The sequence below is a fragment of the Paraburkholderia sp. HD33-4 genome, from assembly GCF_021390635.1.
In the GTDB taxonomy this organism is placed as follows: Bacteria; Pseudomonadota; Gammaproteobacteria; order Burkholderiales; family Burkholderiaceae; genus Paraburkholderia.
Genome location: NZ_JAJEJS010000001.1, coordinates 1455629 through 1473819 on the forward strand (window position 1 = coordinate 1455629; position 18191 = coordinate 1473819).

The following is an 18191-nucleotide window of genomic DNA, read 5'->3' on the forward strand; positions in this document are numbered from 1 at the left end:
ATGGAGCATGCATGGACGAGTTGACACTCGGTTTGATCGGCGCGGGTGCCGTGGTGGTCGGGGGCGTGGTCGTGTACAACGCATGGCAGGGCGCGAAGGTGCGCCGCAAGATGCCGCGGCCGATGCCGGCCGACACCGCCGAGAGCTTTGCCCGGGACGAGCATGAGGAGCAAAGCCCGTTCATCGAGCCGGCCCGGCCGACCACGCGCCGCGAGCCGAGCGTGAGCGCCGAGGCGGCCGCGGACCCGAGCGCGGTGCGCGTCGAGCCGACCTTCGGCGCGGGCGCCGCCATGGGCGCCGCGCCGCTCGATACACCGGCCGATATCCAGGCCGAGATGACGTCGCCGAACGGCTATCCGTCGGCGGATGCCGACACCGTGGGCGCAGGCGAGCATGCGGCGGCGCCGGGCGCTGACGCAGAGCGGCCCGCGGCCGAAGCGCCCGCAGCCCAGCCCGCGTCCGCCGAGCACGAGCGCGTCGAACCCATCTTGCCGGCTGCCACGACGATTTCGTCGGCGCCGCCCGCGATCGTCGATCGGCGCATCGACTGTATCGTGCCGATCCGGCTGAACGGCCCCGTGGCCGGCGACAAGGTGCTGCCGCTCGCGCAGCGCCTGCGTCGCGCGGGCAGCAAGCCGGTGCATATCGAAGGCAAGCCCGAAGGCGGCGGCGCGTGGGAGCTGCTGCAGAACGGCACGCGCTACGAAGAACTGCGCGCGGCCGCGCAGCTCGCGAACCGCAGTGGCGCGCTCAACGAGCTCGAATTCTCCGAGTTCGTCACCGGCGTGCAGCAGTTCGCCGACGCGCTCGACGCGGCGCCGGAATTCCCCGACATGCTCGAAACCGTCGCGATGGCGCGCGAGCTCGACGGCTTCGCCGCCCAGTGCGACGCGCAGTTGTCGATCAACGTGCTGTCGGACGGCGCGCCGTGGTCGGCCAACTACGTGCAGGCGGTCGCGTCGCAGGACGGTTTGCTGCTGTCGCGCGACGGCACGCGCTTCGTCAAGCTCGACTCGCGGCAAAGCCCGGTGTTCATGCTGCAGTTCGGCGACACCAACTTCCTGCGCGACGACCTCACCTACAAGGGCGGCGAGATGATCACGCTGGTGCTCGACGTGCCGGTCGCCGACGAAGACATCCTGCCGTTTCGTCTGATGTGCGATTACGCGAAGTCGCTGGCCGAGCGCATCGGCGGACGCGTGGTCGACGACGGTCGCCGGCCGCTGCCGGAAAGCGCGCTGCTCGCGATCGAAAAACAGTTGATGACGCTGTACGCGAAGCTCGAACAGGCGGGTATTCCGGCGGGTTCGCCGGCGACGCGGCGGCTGTTTAGCCAGTAAGCGTTTTTCAGCGCTCTACGTGTTTTGACGACGGCCGCACGATGTGCGGCCGTCGTCGTTTCCGGCTTGTATTGCGGCGTGGCGCGCCCCGATTCATCGATGTAAAGGGGCACGCTTCCTGCGATAATCCGATGTCCGACTTTCACCTCGAGAAGCCTCCGACAGCATGGCCCGATCCCCCGTCTCTCCTTCTGCATCCAGCGCTCCGTCCGAGCGGGCCGCGTGGCTGCGCGCGGAACTCGAACGCGCGAACTACGCGTACTACGTGCTCGACCAACCGGACCTGCCGGATGCCGAGTACGACAAGCTGTTCAAGGAGCTGGAGCGCATCGAGGCCGAGCATCCGGACCTGATCGTGTCGGACTCGCCGACGCAGCGCGTCGGCGGCGAGGCCGCGAGCGGTTTCGAGCAGGTCGTGCACGATCAGCCGATGCTGTCGCTGAACAACGGTTTCGCCGATGAAGACATCGTCGCGTTCGACAAGCGCATCGGCGACGCGCTCGGCAACAATGCGAGCGAGCCCCCGGTGCCGGTCGACTACGCGGCCGAACTGAAATTCGACGGTCTCGCGATCTCGCTGCGTTACGTCGACGGCGTGTTCGTGCAGGCGTCCACGCGCGGCGACGGCACGACTGGCGAGAACGTCACCGAAAACGTCCGCACCATTCGCTCGATTCCGCTGAAGCTGAAGGGCAAGCGCGTGCCGCACATGCTCGACGTGCGCGGCGAAGTGCTGATGTTCAAGCGCGATTTCGAGCGCCTGAACGAACGTCAGCGCGCCGCCGAGCAGCGTGAATTCGCGAACCCGCGCAACGCGGCGGCGGGCAGTTTGCGGCAGCTCGATTCGAAGATCACCGCGCAGCGGCCGCTGTCGTTTTTCGCGTATGGCATCGGCGTGCTCGAAGGCATCGAGATGCCGGCCACCCATGGTGAACTGCTCGACTGGTACAAGGAGATGGGCTTGCCGGTCAATAGCGAGCGCGCGGTCGTGCAGGGTGCGCAAGGCCTGCTCGGCTTCTTCCACGCGGTCGGCGAGAAGCGTGAAAGGCTGCCGTACGACATCGACGGCGTGGTCTACAAGGTCAACCGGCTCGACGAGCAGGAGAGGCTCGGCTTCGTGTCGCGCGCGCCACGCTTCGCGCTCGCGCATAAATTCCCCGCGCAGGAAGCGCTGACGAAGCTCGTCGCCATCGACGTGCAGGTCGGCCGTACTGGCGCGATCACGCCGGTCGCGCGGCTGGAGCCGGTGTTCGTCGGCGGCGCGACGGTCACCAATGCGACCTTGCACAACGAAGATGAGGTGCGCCGCAAGGACATCCGCATCGGCGACACGGTGATCGTGCGGCGCGCCGGCGACGTGATTCCCGAGGTGGTCAGCGCGCTGCTCGACCGTCGTCCGGCCGATGCGCGTGAGTTCGTGATGCCGACGCAATGCCCGGTGTGCGGCTCGGCGATCGAGCGGCTGCCCGACGAGGCGATCGCGCGCTGCACCGGTGGCCTGTTCTGTCCGGCGCAGCGCAAGCAGGCGTTGTGGCACTTCGCACAGCGGCGCGCGCTCGATATCGACGGCCTTGGCGAGAAGATCATCGATCAACTGGTCGAACAGAATCTCGTGCGCACGCCGGCCGATCTGTTCAACCTCGGCTTCGCGACGCTCGCGGAGCTCGACCGCTTCGCCGAAAAATCCGCGCAGAACCTCCTCGACTCGCTCGAAAAAGCCAAGCACACGACGCTCGCGCGCTTCATCTACGCGCTGGGGATTCGCCATGTCGGCGAATCGACCGCGAAGGATCTCGCCAAGCACTTCGGCTCGCTCGATCCGATCATGGATGCGTCGCTGGAAGCGCTGCTCGAAGTCAACGACGTGGGGCCGGTCGTCGCCGAATCGATCCACCAGTTCTTCGCCGAAGACCACAACCGCACGGTGATCGAACAGCTGCGCGCGCCGGGCAGGGTCAGCTGGTCCGAGGGGCCGCCCGCGCCGAAGGCGCCGCAGGGCGTGCTGGCCGGCCAGACGGTCGTGTTGACCGGCACGCTGCCGAACCTGTCACGCGAGGACGCGAAGGAAATGCTCGAGGCGGCCGGCGCGAAGGTGGCGGGGTCGGTATCGAAGAAAACCAGTTACGTGGTGGCGGGCGCCGACGCTGGCAGCAAACTCGCGAAGGCCGAGGAACTCGGCATCCCCGTACTCGACGAAGATGGTATGCGCAACCTCCTGGAGGGGCACTGATGATTCACGACATTCTGAAGATGGGCGATCCGCGCCTGCTGCGAATCGCCGAGCCCGTCGACCGCTTCGACACGCCCGAGCTGCACCGGCTCGTGGAAGACATGTTCGAGACCATGCACGCGGCGAACGGCGCCGGTCTTGCCGCGCCGCAGATCGGCGTCGATCTGCAGGTGGTGATCTTCGGCTTCGGCTCGAACGAGCGCTATCCGGACGCGCCGCCGGTGCCGGAAACGGTGCTGATCAACCCGACCGTCACGCCGGTGTCGCAGGATATGGAGGAGAGCTGGGAGGGCTGCCTGTCGGTGCCGGGGCTGCGCGGCGTGGTGAGCCGGTTTTCGATGATCCGCTATCACGGCTTCGATCAGTTCGGCAATCCGATCGATCGGGTCGCCGAGGGCTTTCACGCGCGGGTCGTGCAGCACGAATGCGATCATCTGATCGGCAAGCTGTATCCGATGCGGATTACCGATTTCTCGAAGTTCGGCTTTACCGAGATCCTGTTTCCGGATCTCGATCCGAACAGCGACGACTAAACCTTGGCTGTCGCCAATAAAAAAACCCACGCCTTAGGTGCGTGGGTTTTTTATTGCCCCGATGGATGCGCCTGCTTACAGCAAGCAGGCGCGCGGCGGACCGGCCTCAGAACGACTCGTCTTCCGACAGATAGCGCCACTGTCCCGGCGGCAGCGCGCCGAGCATCACCTGGCCCATGCGCACGCGCTTCAGGCCCACCACTTCGAGACCGACCAGTTCGCACATGCGGCGAATCTGACGCTTCTTGCCTTCGCGCAGCACGAAACGCAACTGCTCGCCGTTCTGCCAGCTGACCTGGGCGGGCTTCAGCGCGACGTCGTCGAGCGACAGGCCGTGGCACAGCAGTGCGAGTTTTTCGGCCGGGAATTGGCTTTCGACGTCGACGGTGTGCTCACCGTAGGCGACCCGCACCAGATACTCCTTGTCCACGTCCGAGTGACCGCCGATCAGTTGCTTCGCGATGCGGCCGTCCTGCGTCAGCACGAGCAGGCCCGTCGAATCGATGTCGAGACGACCGGCCGGTGCGAGCTGGCGCAGATGCGACACCGAGAAGCGGATGCCCGAGCGGTCGCCTTCCCAGCGATTCTCAGGCGTGACGAGCGTGATGGCCGGCTGGTAGCCGTCTTCCGCCTGGCCCGACACGAGGCCGACCGGCTTGTGGACGATCACGGTCACCTGGCTCGACTGGAAGGCTTCGGCGGCCGGGTCGATGTCGATGCGCTGATCCGGGAACACCTTCGTGCCGAGCGTATCGACGCGCTCGCCGTCGACCATGACCCAGCCTTTCTCGATCCATTCGTCGGCCTCGCGGCGCGAGCACAGGCCGAGCTTGGACATCAGCTTGGACAGACGCAGCATGCCCGGCGCGTCTTCGCGATCGCGGCGGGGCGGGTGGGAGGTGTCGACGGCAGTGTCGACGGGTTGGGCCGTTGCAGATGCCGAGGTTCGCGGCTTGGCGGCGCGGGCTGGCCGCTCGTCGTCGAAGCTGCGCGCAGGGCGCTCGCGACGCTCGCCGCGTTCAGCGCCGCGTGCGGGATGTTCGCCGGACTCGCGGCGGGAGGAGGTCCAGTCGCCGCGCTCGCCGCGATCCTCACGCGTTGTGCGGGGCGCACGCTCGGTACGTTCGCCGAACCCGCCTTTTACCGGCTTCGCGACGCTGCGCTCGCCGCGATCGCCAGCGAAGCGCGGGCGGTCGGCGGCGTCGCGCTCGCGGCGCACCGGACGGTCGCCACGCGCGCCGCTTTCCGACGGTCTGCCCGCGCCTGCGCGCGGACCGCTGAACGGACGGCGTTCGCCGTCGTCGCGGCGCGGTGCGCGCTCGCCGCGCTCCGCATTGCCCTCGAAGCGACGGGGTGCGCGTTCTGCACGGTCGCCGAATTCGCGTCGCGGTGCGCGCTCGCCACGCTCCGCATTGCCTTCGAAGCGACGGGGTGCACGTTCTGCGCGGTCGCCGAATTCGCGTCGCGGTGCGCGCTCGCCACGCTCCGCATTGCCCTCGAAGCGACGCGGTGCGCGTTCTGCACGGTCGCCGAATTCGCGTCGCGGCGCACGCTCGCCGCGCTCCGCATTGCCCTCGAAGCGACGGGGTGCGCGTTCAGCCCGCTCACCGAATTCACGTCGCGGCGCGCGCTCGCCACGCTCAGCGCTGCCTTCGAAGCGATGGGGTGCGCGTTCTGCACGGTCGCCGAATTCGCGTCGCGGTGCGCGCTCGCCACGCTCAGCGCTGCCTTCGAAGCGACGGGGTGCGCGTTCTGCACGGTCGCCGAATTCGCGTCGCGGTGCGCGCTCGCCACGCTCCGCATTGCCCTCGAAGCGACGCGGCGCGCGTTCTGCCCGGTCGCCGAATTCGCGTCGCGGTGCGCGTTCGCCACGCTCAGCGCTGCCTTCGAAGCGACGCGGCGCGCGTTCAGCACGCTCACCGAATTCACGCGGGGGTGCGCGTTCGCTACGCTCAGAGCCGCCTTCGAAGCGACGCGGCGCGCGTTCAGCGCGCTCGCCGAATTCGCGCCGGGGTGCACGTTCGCCACGCTCGGCGCCGCCTTCGGAGCGACGCGGTGCGCCCGCGGCAGCCGCGCCCCGTTCTCGCGCGACCGACCCTTCGGCACGCGGCGCGCGCGCACCGGCGCCCGCCGGCTTCGCACCGACCGGCCGCTTCGCGGCGCCACCCGCCGATGTCGTGCCTTCACGCTTCACGCCGGCTTCGGCCTCGAATTGCTTCGGTCGCGCTGGGCGGGTCGGCTTACGCGCCGACGCGCTGCCGGAGCGGACAGGGGCGCGTTCGGACGACGTTGGCCGCGGATGCTTCGCTGTTAATTTGGTTCTCATGAAATCTCACACTGCGATCGCGCGCAGCAGTTCTGTCTCGACCTGAATTTGCAGGCGGTTGTCCGACAGGCTGTGTCCTTCGAGCAGGAACACGTCCTCGACGCGTTCGCCGAGCGTGTTGATCCGCGCCGAGGCGACGCCGACCCGATGCTCGGCCAGCACGCGCGCGATCGAATAAAGAAGGCCCGGCCGGTCGTTCGCGGACACGGACAGGATGTAGTATTGGCCGCGCTCGTCGGCCCGCAGGTCGACGCGCGGCGTAATCGGAAAGGTGCGCGACAGCCTTGACAGCCGGCCCTTCGACGGTCCCGGCAGGAGCGTGCCGTGGCCCGCGAGCCGCGCGGTCAGCTCCTGCTCGACCAGATTGGCGATGTCGCGATAGTGCACGTCCTCTTCGGTGTGCGCGACGAGGAAGTTGTCGAGCGCATAGCCGTGGCGCGTCGTGCTGACGCGCGCATCGAGCACCGACAGGCCGTTGCGGTCGAAATACGCGCAGATGCCCGCGAACAAATCGGGCTGGTCCTTCACGTAGACGAGCACCTGCAGCGCCTCGCCGATCGGCGACGGCCGCGCCCGCACGAGCGGCGTCGGGGTTTCGACGTGGCGATACAGCACACGCGTCTGCCACGCGATGTCCGCCGCGTCGTGGCGCAGGAAATAGCCGACGTCGAGCTTGTCCCACAGCGCCCGTTGCGCGCCTTCCGGCACGGTTTCGAGACGCAGCAGCGCGAGCGCCTCTTCCTTGCGTGACTTCAGCTCCGAATGCTCGTCCGGCTCGGCACCGCCCAGCACGGCGAGCGTGGTGCGGTAGAGATCTTCGAGCAGCTTGCCTTTCCACGTGTTCCAGACCTTCGGGCTGGTGCCGCGGATGTCGGCGACGGTCAGCAGATAGAGCGCGGTCAGACGGCGTTCGGTGCCGACCAGCTCGGCGAAGCGCTTGATCACTTCGGGGTCGCTCGTGTCCTGCTTTTGCGCAACCTGGCTCATCGTCAGATGCTGCTGCACGAGCCACACGACCAGCTCGCCGTCTTCGCCCTCGATGCCGTGCTGCCGGCAGAAGCGCCGCGCGTCGGCCATGCCCAGCGTGGAGTGATCGCCGCCGCGGCCCTTCGCGATGTCATGAAATAGCGCGGCCGCGTACAGCACCCACGGCCGGTCGAAGTTGGCGATCAACTGGCTGCAGAACGGGTATTCGTGCGCATGCTCGGCGATCGCGAAGCGGCGCAGATTGCGCAGCACCATCAGGATGTGCTGATCGACCGTGTACACGTGATACAGATCGTGCTGCATCTGCCCGACGATGCGCCGGAAATTCAGCAGATAACGCCCGAGCACGCTGGTCTGGTTCATCAGCCGGAACGCATGCGTGATGCCGGCCGGCTGCTTCAGGATTTCCATGAAGAGCCGGCGGTTTTCCGGATCGCGCCGCCAATGCTGGTCCATCACGTCGCGGGCATTGTAGATCGCGCGCAGCGTGCGCGCCGACAGGCCCTTCACGCCGGGGGTGCGCTCGTACAGCAGGAACGCTTCGAGGATCGCGTTCGGTTCGCGCTGGAACACGTCGTCGGACGCGATTTCGAGCATGCCCTGCTTTTCGACGAAGCGATCCGACAGCACGCGCGTGATCCCGCTCGTGCTCGGAAACAGCTGCGCCTCGATGTTCTGGATCAGGATCGTCGCGAGCTGCGTGACCGCTTTCGCGGCCCAGTAGTAGCGGCGCATCAGCTGCTCGCTCGCGCGCTTGGTCGCGGTCGGCTTGAAGCCGAAGCTTTCCGCGACCGGCGTCTGCAGGTCGAACACCAGAATGTCCTGGCGGCGCCCGGCGATCACGTGCAGCCGCGCGCGCAGCGACTTGAGGAAGCCTTCGTTGTGGCGCAGCTCGCGCGCCTCGCGCTCGGTGATGAGGCCGCGCGCTTCGAGTTCGCGCCAGCTGCTGCCGAAGTCGGCCGCCTGGGTGATCCACAGGATCAGCTGCAGGTCGCGCAGCCCGCCCGGGCTTTCCTTGATGTTCGGCTCGAGCGCGTACGGCGTGTCCTGAAACTTCGCGTGACGCTGGCGCATTTCCAGCACTTTCGCCTGGAAGAACGCCTTCGGGTCGAGCGCCGCGCGGTAGCGCCGCGCGAAATCGTCGAACAGCGCGGTACTGCCGGTGATGCAGCGTGCTTCCAGCAGGGAGGTACGCACCGTGACGTCGTTGGCTGCTTCTTCGAGGCATTGCGACACGCTGCGCACGCTGCTGCCGAGTTCCAGCCCGAGATCCCATGCGAGGCTGATGAAGCGCTCGATGCGCGCCTCCAGATGCTCGAGCCGCGCGTCGGGCAACAGCACCAGGATGTCGATGTCGGAGTGTGGCGCGAGTTCGCCGCGCCCATAGCCGCCGACCGCGACGAGCGCGAGGTCGTCGGGCAGCTCGCAGGTGTCCCAGGCGGCGCGCAACGAATGGTCCGTGGCGCGCGCGAGGGCGGCCATCAATACGTCGACGTTGGTGGCCGTTCGAAAGCGTTCCAGCAATTGGGCTTTGGCCACTTTATAGTCCGCCTTGAGCGACGAGGCATGGGAGGGGGCGACGGCTGGAACGCTACTCATTGGCAGGCGGGCGGTGAGGTCGGAGTCGGTCAGGCGGTGGCCGCGATAGTGGGCGGATGCGCGGGCGGACGCGCGGGCGTACCGGCCGATACGGTCAGCACGTCGTAGCCGCTCTCCGTGACGAGCACCGTGTGCTCCCACTGCGCCGACAGGCTGCGGTCCTTGGTTTTGACGGTCCACTGGTCGGGCATCGTGCGGATGTCGCGGCGGCCGGCGTTGATCATCGGCTCGATCGTGAAGATCATGCCGGCCTGCAATTCGAGCCCGGTGCCGGGGCGGCCATAGTGCAGGATCTGCGGATCTTCGTGGAATACGGTGCCGATGCCATGGCCGCAATATTCTCGCACCACGCTGTAGCCAAGGCCTTCGGCGTGCTTCTGGATCGCGTAGCCGATGTCGCCGAGATGCGCGCCGGGGCGCACCTGGTCGATGCCGAGCCACATGCATTCGAAGGTGGCCTGCACGAGGCGCTTTGCCATGATCGACCCTTCGCCGACGATGAACATGCGGCTCGTGTCGCCGAAGTAGCCGTCCTTGATGACGGTGATGTCGATGTTCAGTGCGTCGCCGTTCTTGAGGGCCTTGTCGCCCGGGATGCCGTGGCAGATCACGTCGTTGACGGAAATGCAGGTGGCCTTCGGATAGGGCGGATAGCCCGGCGGCTGGTAATTCAGCGGCGCGGGGACCGTGCCCTGATCTTTCAGCATGTATTCGTGGCACAGACGGTCGAGCTCGCCCGTGGTGACGCCAGCCTTGACGAACGGCGTGATGTAGTCGAGCACTTCGCTCGCGAGCCGGCAGGCGACGCGCATCTTCGCGATATCGTCCTGGTTTTTGATGGTGATAGCCATGGTTTCCTCGGAAGCCTTGCTGGATAAGGCTTGCTGGGTGTTGCGGTGGCCTGGCGGCGGGCGTCTTCCCGGCACGAAATGCCGGTCGATCGGGAACGATCCCTCGCGCGAGGCGGAATCGAGCCATTTTACAGCAGTGGGGGCCGGGTCGTTGCGCCGGATCGGGCGGCAATGGGCTAAAAGCGACCAAAATCGGGCAATTGACGGCGCAGCGGGCGCCCGGCCCGGCTCCGGGCCGGGCTGCGCTGTCCCATGCGCAGGACTAGCGGCCGGTGGTCGGGCCGGTTGAGTCGGTCAGGAGTCGCGTGCTATACTCTTTGGCTAAGTCGGTCTTGGTCTGCATTTATTCGCGCATTCGCAAATTCGTTGCAAATTCGCGCATTGCAGTTCGGCGGAACGGCTTCTCGCGGCACTCCGGTTGCTGGCGTCGCGAGTTAGAGAAAGGTCAGGCAACCAATTCGCAAGCCGGCGCACCCAGGGTGTCACCGCGTTCCAGCCGAAATAGAGGCGGCGCGGTCGATGCGGCAGCCGGCTTAAGACCCAACCCTTGTGGAGAATTTCATGGCAGTTACGATGCGTCAAATGCTGGAAGCAGGTGTCCACTTCGGTCACCAGACCCGCTTCTGGAACCCGAAGATGGCGCCCTTCATTTTCGGTCATCGCAACAAGATTCACATCATCAACCTCGAAAAGACGCTGCCGATGTACAACGACGCGCTGAAGTACGCGCGTCAGCTGGCATCGAACCGCGGCACGATTCTGTTCGTCGGTACGAAGCGTCAATCGCGCGACACGATCGCTCAGGAAGCGCAGCGCGCTGGTATGCCGTTCGTCAACGCACGCTGGCTCGGCGGCATGCTGACCAACTTCAAGACACTGAAGGTTTCGATCAAGCGCCTGAAGGACATGGAAGCGGCGCTGGAAGCCGGTGAAACCGAGCGCATGAGCAAGAAGGAAGCGCTGCTGTTCGAACGCGAAATGGCCAAGCTGCAGAAGTCGATCGGCGGCGTGAAGGACATGGGCGGCATTCCGGACGCGATCTTCGTGGTTGACGTCGGCTACCACAAGATTGCCGTGACCGAAGCGAACAAGCTCGGCATTCCGGTCATCGCCGTGGTCGATACGAACCACTCGCCGGAAGGTGTGGACTACGTGATTCCGGGTAACGACGACGCCAGCAAGGCAGTCGCTCTGTACGCGGCAGGCGTGGCCGACGCGATCCTCGAAGGCCGTGCCAACGCGGTCAACGAAGTGGTCCAGGCTGCACGTGGTGGCGACGGCGACGAGTTCGTCGAGGTCAACCCGGAAGCGTAAGGCTGCCCAGTGTCCGACAAAAAAGGGGGCTTTCTACAGGCCCCCTTTTTTTAAGTCGCGACGCTTGTAGCGGGTGTTGTAATAGGCATCTGGCAGAGTGTTCGAGACGACGCGACGCGCGTCGCTCGTAAAAAATACGCGAAAACGCTGAAACGAATTCCTGCCGCCGGCATCGAAGTGCGGGCGGCGTGTGACAGACAGAACCCAAGGAGCAAATGATGGCGGCAATTACCGCAAGCATGGTTGCAGAACTGCGCGCGAAGACCGACGCGCCGATGATGGAATGCAAGAAGGCGCTGACGGAGGCGGACGGCGATCTGGCACGCGCTGAAGAACTGCTGCGCGTGAAGCTCGGCAACAAGGCTAGCAAGGCGGCATCGCGCGTGACGGCTGAAGGCGTCGTCGCATCGTTCATCAACGGCAACGCTGGTTCGCTCGTCGAGCTGAACTGCGAAACCGACTTCGTCTCGAAGAACGACGACTTCCTCGCGTTCTCGAAGAAGATTGCCGAGCTCGTCGCCACGCAAAACCCGGCTGACGTCGCTGCGCTGTCGGCTCTGCCGCTCGACGGCCAGACCGTCGACGCAGTGCGCCTCGCGCTGGTCGGCAAGATCGGTGAAAACCTGTCGATCCGCCGTTTCGTGCGCTTCGACACCGCGAACAAGCTGGCGGCGTACCTGCACGGCACGCGCATCGGCGTGCTGGTCGAGTACACCGGCGCGGACGAGCAGGTCGGCAAGGACGTGGCAATGCATATCGCCGCGATGAAGCCGGTTTCGCTGTCGTCGGACGACGTGCCGGCAGACCTGATCGCCAAGGAGCGCAGCATCGCTGAACAGAAGGCTGCCGAATCGGGCAAGCCGGCTGAAATCGTCGCGAAGATGGTCGACGGCAGCGTGCAGAAGTACCTGAAGGAAGTGTCGCTGCTGAACCAGACGTTCGTTAAGAACGACAAGCAGACGATCGAGCAGATGCTGAAGGCGGCCAGCTCGAGCGTGCAGAAGTTCGCACTGTTCGTGGTCGGCGAAGGCATCGAGAAGAAGCAGGACGACTTCGCTGCGGAAGTGGCCGCTCAGGTCGCTGCTGCAAAGCAACAATAAGCGTTAGCTAAGCTTCAAAGCCGTACCGTTTGGACCCGCGGCGAGGCAAGACCTCGCCGCGGTCGGCAGCACCGCAAGGCCGCGCACGGGTTGACCCTCGCCGCGCGGCCGCCGCTGGCGAACTCGAGGGTTCGCCAATTTGGCGGCGCTTGCCCGAATCAGCATTTCACCCCTACATTAGTCCCTTGTTGTTGCCCTGTTCTGCGCGATCTGGATATCCCTATGCCCACTGCCTATAAACGCGTCCTGCTCAAACTCTCCGGTGAAGCTCTGATGGGCGACGATGCCTTTGGCATCAATCGCGCGACCATCGAACGAATGGTGGCGGACGTGGCCGAAGTGGTCCGTCTCGGAACGCAGCTGGCCGTGGTGATCGGCGGCGGCAATATTTTCCGCGGCGTCGCGGGCGGCGCGGCGGGTATGGACCGTGCGACGGCCGACTACATGGGTATGCTCGCCACGATGATGAACGCGCTGGCGCTGCAGGACGCGATGCGCCACGCCGGCATCGAGGCGCGCGTGCAATCGGCGCTGCGCATGGACCAGGTCGTCGAGCCGTACATCCGGCCGCGCGCGATCCGCCAGCTCGAGGAAGGCAAGGTCGTGATCTTCGCCGCCGGCACCGGCAACCCGTTCTTCACGACTGATACTGCGGCTGCATTGCGCGGCTCGGAAATCGGCGCGGAAGTGGTGCTGAAGGCGACCAAGGTGGACGGCGTCTATTCGGCCGATCCAAAGAAGGACTCGAGCGCGACCCGTTACACCACGATCAGCTTCGACGAGGCAATCGGCCGCAATCTGCAGGTGATGGACGCGACGGCCTTTGCGCTGTGCCGCGACCAGAAGCTGCCGATCCGCGTGTTTTCGATCGTCAAACCCGGTGCGCTCAAGCGCATCGTGCTAGGTGAGGACGAGGGCACCCTCGTCCACGTGTAAACTTCGTTTACATTACGTGGGCTTTGACGCGAGCCCGGGCCGCCGCATCGCGGGTGCCGGGCGGCTCGCACCGTTTTGAAGGTTCGGAGGTTTAAAAATGTCTGTGGCTGATATCAGGAAGGGCGCTGAACAGAAGATGCAGCGCTCCATCGACGCGTTCAAGAACGACCTGTCGAAGATCCGCACGGGCCGTGCGCACACGGGCCTGCTCGATCATATCCAGTGCGACTACTACGGCTCGCCGGTACCGATTTCGCAGGTCGCGAACCTGACGCTGATCGACGCGCGCACGATCGGCGTGCAGCCGTGGGAAAAGAAGATGGTCCAGGTCGTCGAAAAGGCGATCCGCGAGTCGGACCTCGGTCTGAACCCGGCCACGCACGGCGACGTGATCCGCGTGCCGATGCCCGCGCTGACCGAAGAGCGCCGCCGCGAGCTGACCAAGGTCGTGCGTAGCGAAGCCGAAACGGCCAAGGTGGCCGTGCGCAATCTGCGCCGCGACGCCAATGAGCAACTGAAGAAGCTCGTCAAGGACAAGGAAATCTCGGAAGACGACGAGCGCCGTGCCGGCGACGACGTCCAGAAGCTGACGGACAAGTTCGTCGCTGAAATCGACAAGCTCGTCACGACGAAAGAAGCCGAGATCATGACGGTCTGACGCCGTTCGGCTCAGCACCTTCTGATTTCCACTTCTTTACTGGCATTACTGTCCCGACGGCCATGACCTATACCAGCTCAACCGTGCGCGTGCCTGAAGTCGCCGCGGTGCCGCGACATATCGCGATCATCATGGATGGCAACGGCCGTTGGGCCACCCAGCGGCGTCTGCCGCGCGTGGCTGGCCATACGCGCGGCGTCGACGCGGTGCGGGCGGCCGTCGAGGCGTGCGCGCGGCAGGGCGTCGAATATCTGACGCTGTTCGCGTTCAGCTCGGAGAACTGGCGCCGTCCGAACGAGGAGGTGTCGTTCCTGATGCGCCTCTTCGTCACCGCGCTCGAGCGTGAGATCGGCAAGCTTCACGCGAACGGTATCCGTTTGCGCGTGGTCGGCGATCTCGAGCGTTTCGACGACAAGATCCGCGACCTGATCAAGCGCGCGGAAACCAAGACCGCGCGCAACACCCGTCTTACGCTGACCATCGCCGCTAACTACGGCGGCCGCTGGGACATCATGCAGGCCACCCGCAAGCTCGTCGAGCAGGCGGCGACGACCGGCAAGCCGGTCGAGGTCAGCGAGGACGCGTTCGCCGAGCATCTGTCGATGGCTTACGCGCCCGAGCCCGACCTGTTCATCCGCACCGGCGGCGAGCGTCGCGTCAGCAACTTCCTGCTGTGGCAGCTCGCCTACACCGAGTTCTATTTCACCGACACGTTCTGGCCGGATTTCGACGCCGACGCGCTCGGTCATGCCATCACCTCGTACGCCGAGCGGGAACGCCGCTTCGGCCGCACCAGTGCTCAGCTCGAGCCGCAATCGCAGAACGTCGATTCGCTTCCATGCTAAAGACCCGTGTCATCACGGCGATCGTGCTGCTGGCAGTGTTCCTGCCTGTTACGCTGTTCGCGCCGGTCGGCGCGTTCGGCGCGCTGATCGCATTCGTCGTCGTGTTCGCCGCGTGGGAGTGGGCGCGCCTGCTGAAGCTCGGCGGGGCGGGGCCGGTGCTCTATGCGCTGGTCGCGGCGCTCGGGCTCGTCGCCAGTACGCGCGTGGGCGTCGGCACCGAGCATGCGCGGCCGTTCTTCCAGGCAGCGGCGATTTTCTGGGTGATCGCGGGTCCGTTCGTGCTGCTGCGCAAGCCCGTGCTCGCGCAGGGCGCGTGGCGCGCCTTTCTGTTTCTTGCCGGGATCGTCGGTTTCATCGCGTGCTGGCATGCTCTCGTCGCCGCGCGCATGCAGGGTGTGCCGTTCGTGCTGTCGCTGCTCCTGTTGGTATGGCTCGCCGATATCGGCGCATACTTCTCGGGGAAAGCGTTTGGCAAGCATAAGCTGGCACCCGCCATCAGTCCGGGTAAGACCTGGGAGGGCGCGATCGGCGGCTGGCTGCTGGTCATGATCGTCGCGGCGGCGGCGGTCTTTTTGCACGCGTTCGAGCCGACCCTGTATTCTGCGCTACTGGCGCAACTGGGCGCGCTGCGCACGGTGCTCGCGCTGACCCTGCTGGTGGTTTTCAGCGTGGTCGGTGATCTGTTCGAATCGATGATGAAACGCCAGGCCGGCGTCAAAGACTCGAGCGGCCTGTTGCCGGGGCACGGCGGCGTGCTCGATCGCATCGACGCGTTGCTGCCGGTGCTGCCGCTCGCCATGCTGCTGCTCGGCTAGAGAAAGAGATATGCAAAAACGTCTGACATTGCTCGGTTCCACGGGCTCGATTGGAGACAGTACGCTCGACGTGGTCGCGCGCCATCCCGAGCGTTTTTCGATTTATGCGCTGAGCGCGCATCGCAACGGCGACAAGCTCGTCGAGCAATGCCTGCGCTTTGCGCCCGAAGTCGCGGTGGTCGGCGACGCCGACACGGCCGCGAAGGTCGCCGCGAAGCTGCGCGACGCGGGCAGCAAGACCGAGGTCACGTACGGGCCGCAGGCGCTCGTCGACGTCGCGAGGAGCGAAGGTTGCGACACGGTGGTCGCGGCGATCGTGGGCGCGGCCGGTCTCGCGCCGAGCCTTGCCGCGGCTCGCTCCGGCAAACGCATCCTGCTCGCGAACAAGGAAGCGCTGGTGATGTCCGGCGCGATCTTCATGGACGCGGTGCGCGACAACGGCGCGGTGCTGCTTCCGGTCGACAGCGAACACAACGCGATTTTCCAATGCCTGCCGCGCGAAGCATCGCTGCATGGCGGCGTCTCGAAGATCATCCTGACCGCCTCGGGCGGCCCGTTCCGCACACGCGAACCGGCCACGCTCGTCGACGTGACGCCTGACGAAGCCTGCAAGCATCCGAACTGGGTGATGGGCCGCAAGATCTCGGTCGACTCGGCCACGATGATGAACAAGGGCCTCGAGGTGATCGAGGCGCATTGGCTGTTCAACCTGCCCGGCGAGCGCATCGACGTGCTGATTCATCCGCAGAGCGTGATCCATTCGCTGGTGTCGTACGCGGACGGCTCGGTGCTCGCGCAACTCGGCAACCCCGACATGCGCACGCCGATCGCGCACGCACTCGCGTTTCCGGATCGCGTCGACTCCGGTGTCGCACAGCTCGATCTCGCGGAGATTGCGTCGCTGTCGTTCGAAAAACCCGATTACGCGCGCTTCCCGTGCCTCGCGCTCGCAATGAAGGCGCTTGCCGAGGGCGGCGTTGCGAGCGCGGCGCTGAACGCGGCAAACGAGATCGCGGTGGAGGCATTCCTCGCGCGGCGCATCGGCTTCATGGCGATCGCCCAGGTGGTCGACTCGGTGCTGAACGCGTTGCCGAATCGCAGCGCGCATGCGCTCGACGACGTCATCGAAGCGGACGCCGCCGCGCGCCGCGCCGCGACCGAATTCATCGCGCGTCTGCCCGACGGCGCCCGTCGTACGGAACGCGCCGTCCAGTGAGGCGCTTATGAATCTGCTGATCGAACTGCTCGCTTTCGCGGTTGCGATTGGCGTACTCGTGGTGGTCCACGAGTACGGGCACTACAGCGTCGCGCGTCTATGCGGCGTGAAGGTGCTGCGCTTTTCGATCGGCTTCGGCAAGCCGCTCGTCCAGTGGGTCAGTCCGAAGACGGGCACCGAGTGGACGATTGCGGCGCTACCGCTCGGCGGCTACGTGAAGATGCTCGACGAGCGCGAGACCGGCCCCGGCTCGATTCCCGACGCGGATCTGCCGCATGCGTTCAACCGCCAGTCGGTGTGGCGACGCTTCGCGATCGTCGCGGCCGGTCCGGTCGCGAATTTCCTGCTTGCGATCGTGCTGTTCGCGCTCGTGTTCGCGACTGGCGTGACCGAACCGGCGGCCGTCATCGCGACGCCCGCGCCGAACACACCGGCCGCGCTGGCGGGCTTCGAGGGCGGCGAGACGATCGTCGGTGTGCGCACCGGCCATAGCGACGAGACCGAGCCGGTGCGGTCGTGGTCGGATCTGCGCTGGAAGCTGCTCGGCGCCGCGTTCGATCAGCAGCGCATCGTGCTCAGTGCAAAGGACGCGCACGGCACCTCCGATTTTCCGATGGACCTGCGCGGCCTCGGCGAGAAAGACGTCGACGACGATCTGATGTCGCACCTCGGCTTCGAGCCGGGTGGCGGCAAGCTGACGGTGGCGGGCGTGCAGGCGGGCAGCGCCGCGCAGAAGGCGGGCCTTGTCGCCGGTGACCGGCTGCGTGCGATCAACGGCGCGCCGACCGATAACGCGGCGGCCTTCATCGCCTATGTAAAATCGCACGCCGGCGTGCCGGTCACGCTGCGGGTAGAGCGCGGCGGCCAGGGCGGGCACGCGGCGGGCACGCTCGAAGAGATCACGATCGTGCCGCAACTGCAGCGCGATGCGGCGAGCGGACAGCAGATCGGCCGCATCGGCGCGGAGCTGGCGACCCAGGTGCCGTTGATCGACGTGCGCTATGGGCCGCTCGACAGCCTGCGCCTCGGCGCGCGCCGCACGTGGGACCTCGCGGTGTACTCGGTAAGGATGTTTGGCCGGATGATCGTCGGCGAGGCGTCGCTGAAGAACCTGTCTGGTCCGGTGACGATCGCCGACTACGCGGGAAAGAGCGCACGTCTGGGTCCTTCCGCGTTTCTGTCGTTCCTGGCCCTTGTCAGTATTAGCCTCGGCGTGCTGAACCTGCTACCAATTCCGGTATTGGACGGGGGTCATCTGTTATATTATTTGGTTGAAGCTGTGACCGGTAAAGTTGTCTCCGATCGCTGGCAACTCGTTTTTCAGAGGGCGGGTCTTGCCTGCATCGTCGCGTTGTCGGCGATTGCGCTGTTCAACGATCTGGCTCGTTTAATCCATTTTTAAAGTGTCCGGCGGCGTTCTCGAGGGCGGCCGCCAGGCCTG

The 18191-nt window shown here is 65.9% G+C and carries 14 protein-coding genes; 11 read left to right on the top strand and 3 right to left on the bottom strand.

Annotated elements, in window-relative coordinates; all coding sequences use genetic code 11:
* The first annotated feature begins 11 nt into the window (after positions 1-11).
* The 3 genes from L0U84_RS06440 to def all read left to right on the top strand — a co-directional run bounded on the left by L0U84_RS06440 (position 12) and on the right by def (position 4103).
* Entirely contained in the window at positions 12-1340 is a 1329-nt protein-coding gene (locus tag L0U84_RS06440) for a cell division protein ZipA C-terminal FtsZ-binding domain-containing protein (protein WP_233848617.1), read from the top strand.
* A 166-nt stretch (positions 1341-1506) separates the two neighbouring features.
* Positions 1507-3570 (top strand): NAD-dependent DNA ligase LigA, encoded by a 2064-nt coding sequence (gene ligA, locus L0U84_RS06445; RefSeq protein ID WP_233848618.1) that lies wholly within the window; start codon positions 1507-1509, stop codon positions 3568-3570.
* Complete coding sequence (gene def / locus L0U84_RS06450) at positions 3570-4103, top strand: peptide deformylase (RefSeq protein WP_233848620.1); 534 nt, start codon at positions 3570-3572, stop codon at positions 4101-4103. The genes ligA and def overlap by 1 nt, the downstream gene beginning before the upstream one ends.
* Before the next feature lie 106 nt (positions 4104-4209).
* On the opposite strand, the gene L0U84_RS44155 is transcribed toward def, so the two are convergent.
* The 3 genes from L0U84_RS44155 to map form a co-directional block, all read right to left on the bottom strand.
* Positions 4210-6297, bottom strand: coding sequence for a pseudouridine synthase (locus tag L0U84_RS44155; RefSeq protein WP_442794026.1), 2088 nt, complete (start codon positions 6295-6297; stop codon positions 4210-4212).
* A gap of 138 nt (positions 6298-6435) precedes the next feature.
* Positions 6436-9015 (bottom strand): [protein-PII] uridylyltransferase, encoded by a 2580-nt coding sequence (locus L0U84_RS06460; RefSeq protein ID WP_233848624.1) that lies wholly within the window; start codon positions 9013-9015, stop codon positions 6436-6438.
* A gap of 29 nt (positions 9016-9044) precedes the next feature.
* Positions 9045-9941: a type I methionyl aminopeptidase gene (map, locus tag L0U84_RS06465; protein ID WP_326491157.1), complete on the bottom strand. Its 897-nt coding sequence runs from the start codon at positions 9939-9941 to the stop codon at positions 9045-9047.
* 486 nt (positions 9942-10427) lie between these two features.
* Between map and rpsB the strand changes: the two genes are divergently transcribed.
* The 8 genes from rpsB (at position 10428) to rseP (ending at position 18152) form a co-directional block, all read left to right on the top strand.
* Entirely contained in the window at positions 10428-11180 is a 753-nt protein-coding gene (rpsB, locus tag L0U84_RS06470) for a 30S ribosomal protein S2 (protein ID WP_013089705.1), read from the top strand.
* Positions 11181-11398: 218 nt separating this feature from the next.
* The gene (gene tsf / locus L0U84_RS06475; protein ID WP_013089704.1) at positions 11399-12280 is read left to right on the top strand and encodes a translation elongation factor Ts; all 882 of its coding nucleotides are present in this window, start codon (positions 11399-11401) and stop codon (positions 12278-12280) included.
* Positions 12281-12502: 222 nt separating this feature from the next.
* On the top strand, positions 12503-13216 hold the full coding sequence (gene pyrH, locus L0U84_RS06480) for a UMP kinase (RefSeq protein ID WP_013089703.1): 714 nt from the start codon (positions 12503-12505) through the stop codon (positions 13214-13216).
* 97 nt (positions 13217-13313) lie between these two features.
* Complete coding sequence (gene frr / locus L0U84_RS06485) at positions 13314-13874, top strand: ribosome recycling factor (protein ID WP_013089702.1); 561 nt, start codon at positions 13314-13316, stop codon at positions 13872-13874.
* A 62-nt stretch (positions 13875-13936) separates the two neighbouring features.
* Positions 13937-14719 carry a polyprenyl diphosphate synthase gene (gene uppS, locus L0U84_RS06490; protein WP_233848629.1) on the top strand — a complete coding sequence of 261 codons (783 nt, stop codon included), beginning with the start codon at positions 13937-13939 and terminating at the stop codon, positions 14717-14719.
* Entirely contained in the window at positions 14713-15534 is an 822-nt protein-coding gene (locus L0U84_RS06495; RefSeq protein WP_233848630.1) for a phosphatidate cytidylyltransferase, read from the top strand. Before uppS ends, L0U84_RS06495 begins: the two co-directional genes overlap by 7 nt.
* Before the next feature lie 10 nt (positions 15535-15544).
* A complete protein-coding gene (locus L0U84_RS06500) occupies positions 15545-16750 on the top strand; it encodes a 1-deoxy-D-xylulose-5-phosphate reductoisomerase (RefSeq protein WP_233848631.1) in 1206 nt (401 codons plus the stop codon).
* Between the two features lie 7 nt (positions 16751-16757).
* Positions 16758-18152, top strand: a complete 1395-nt coding sequence (gene rseP, locus L0U84_RS06505; protein ID WP_233848632.1) for an RIP metalloprotease RseP — start codon at positions 16758-16760, stop codon at positions 18150-18152.
* The last annotated feature ends 39 nt before the right edge of the window (positions 18153-18191 follow it).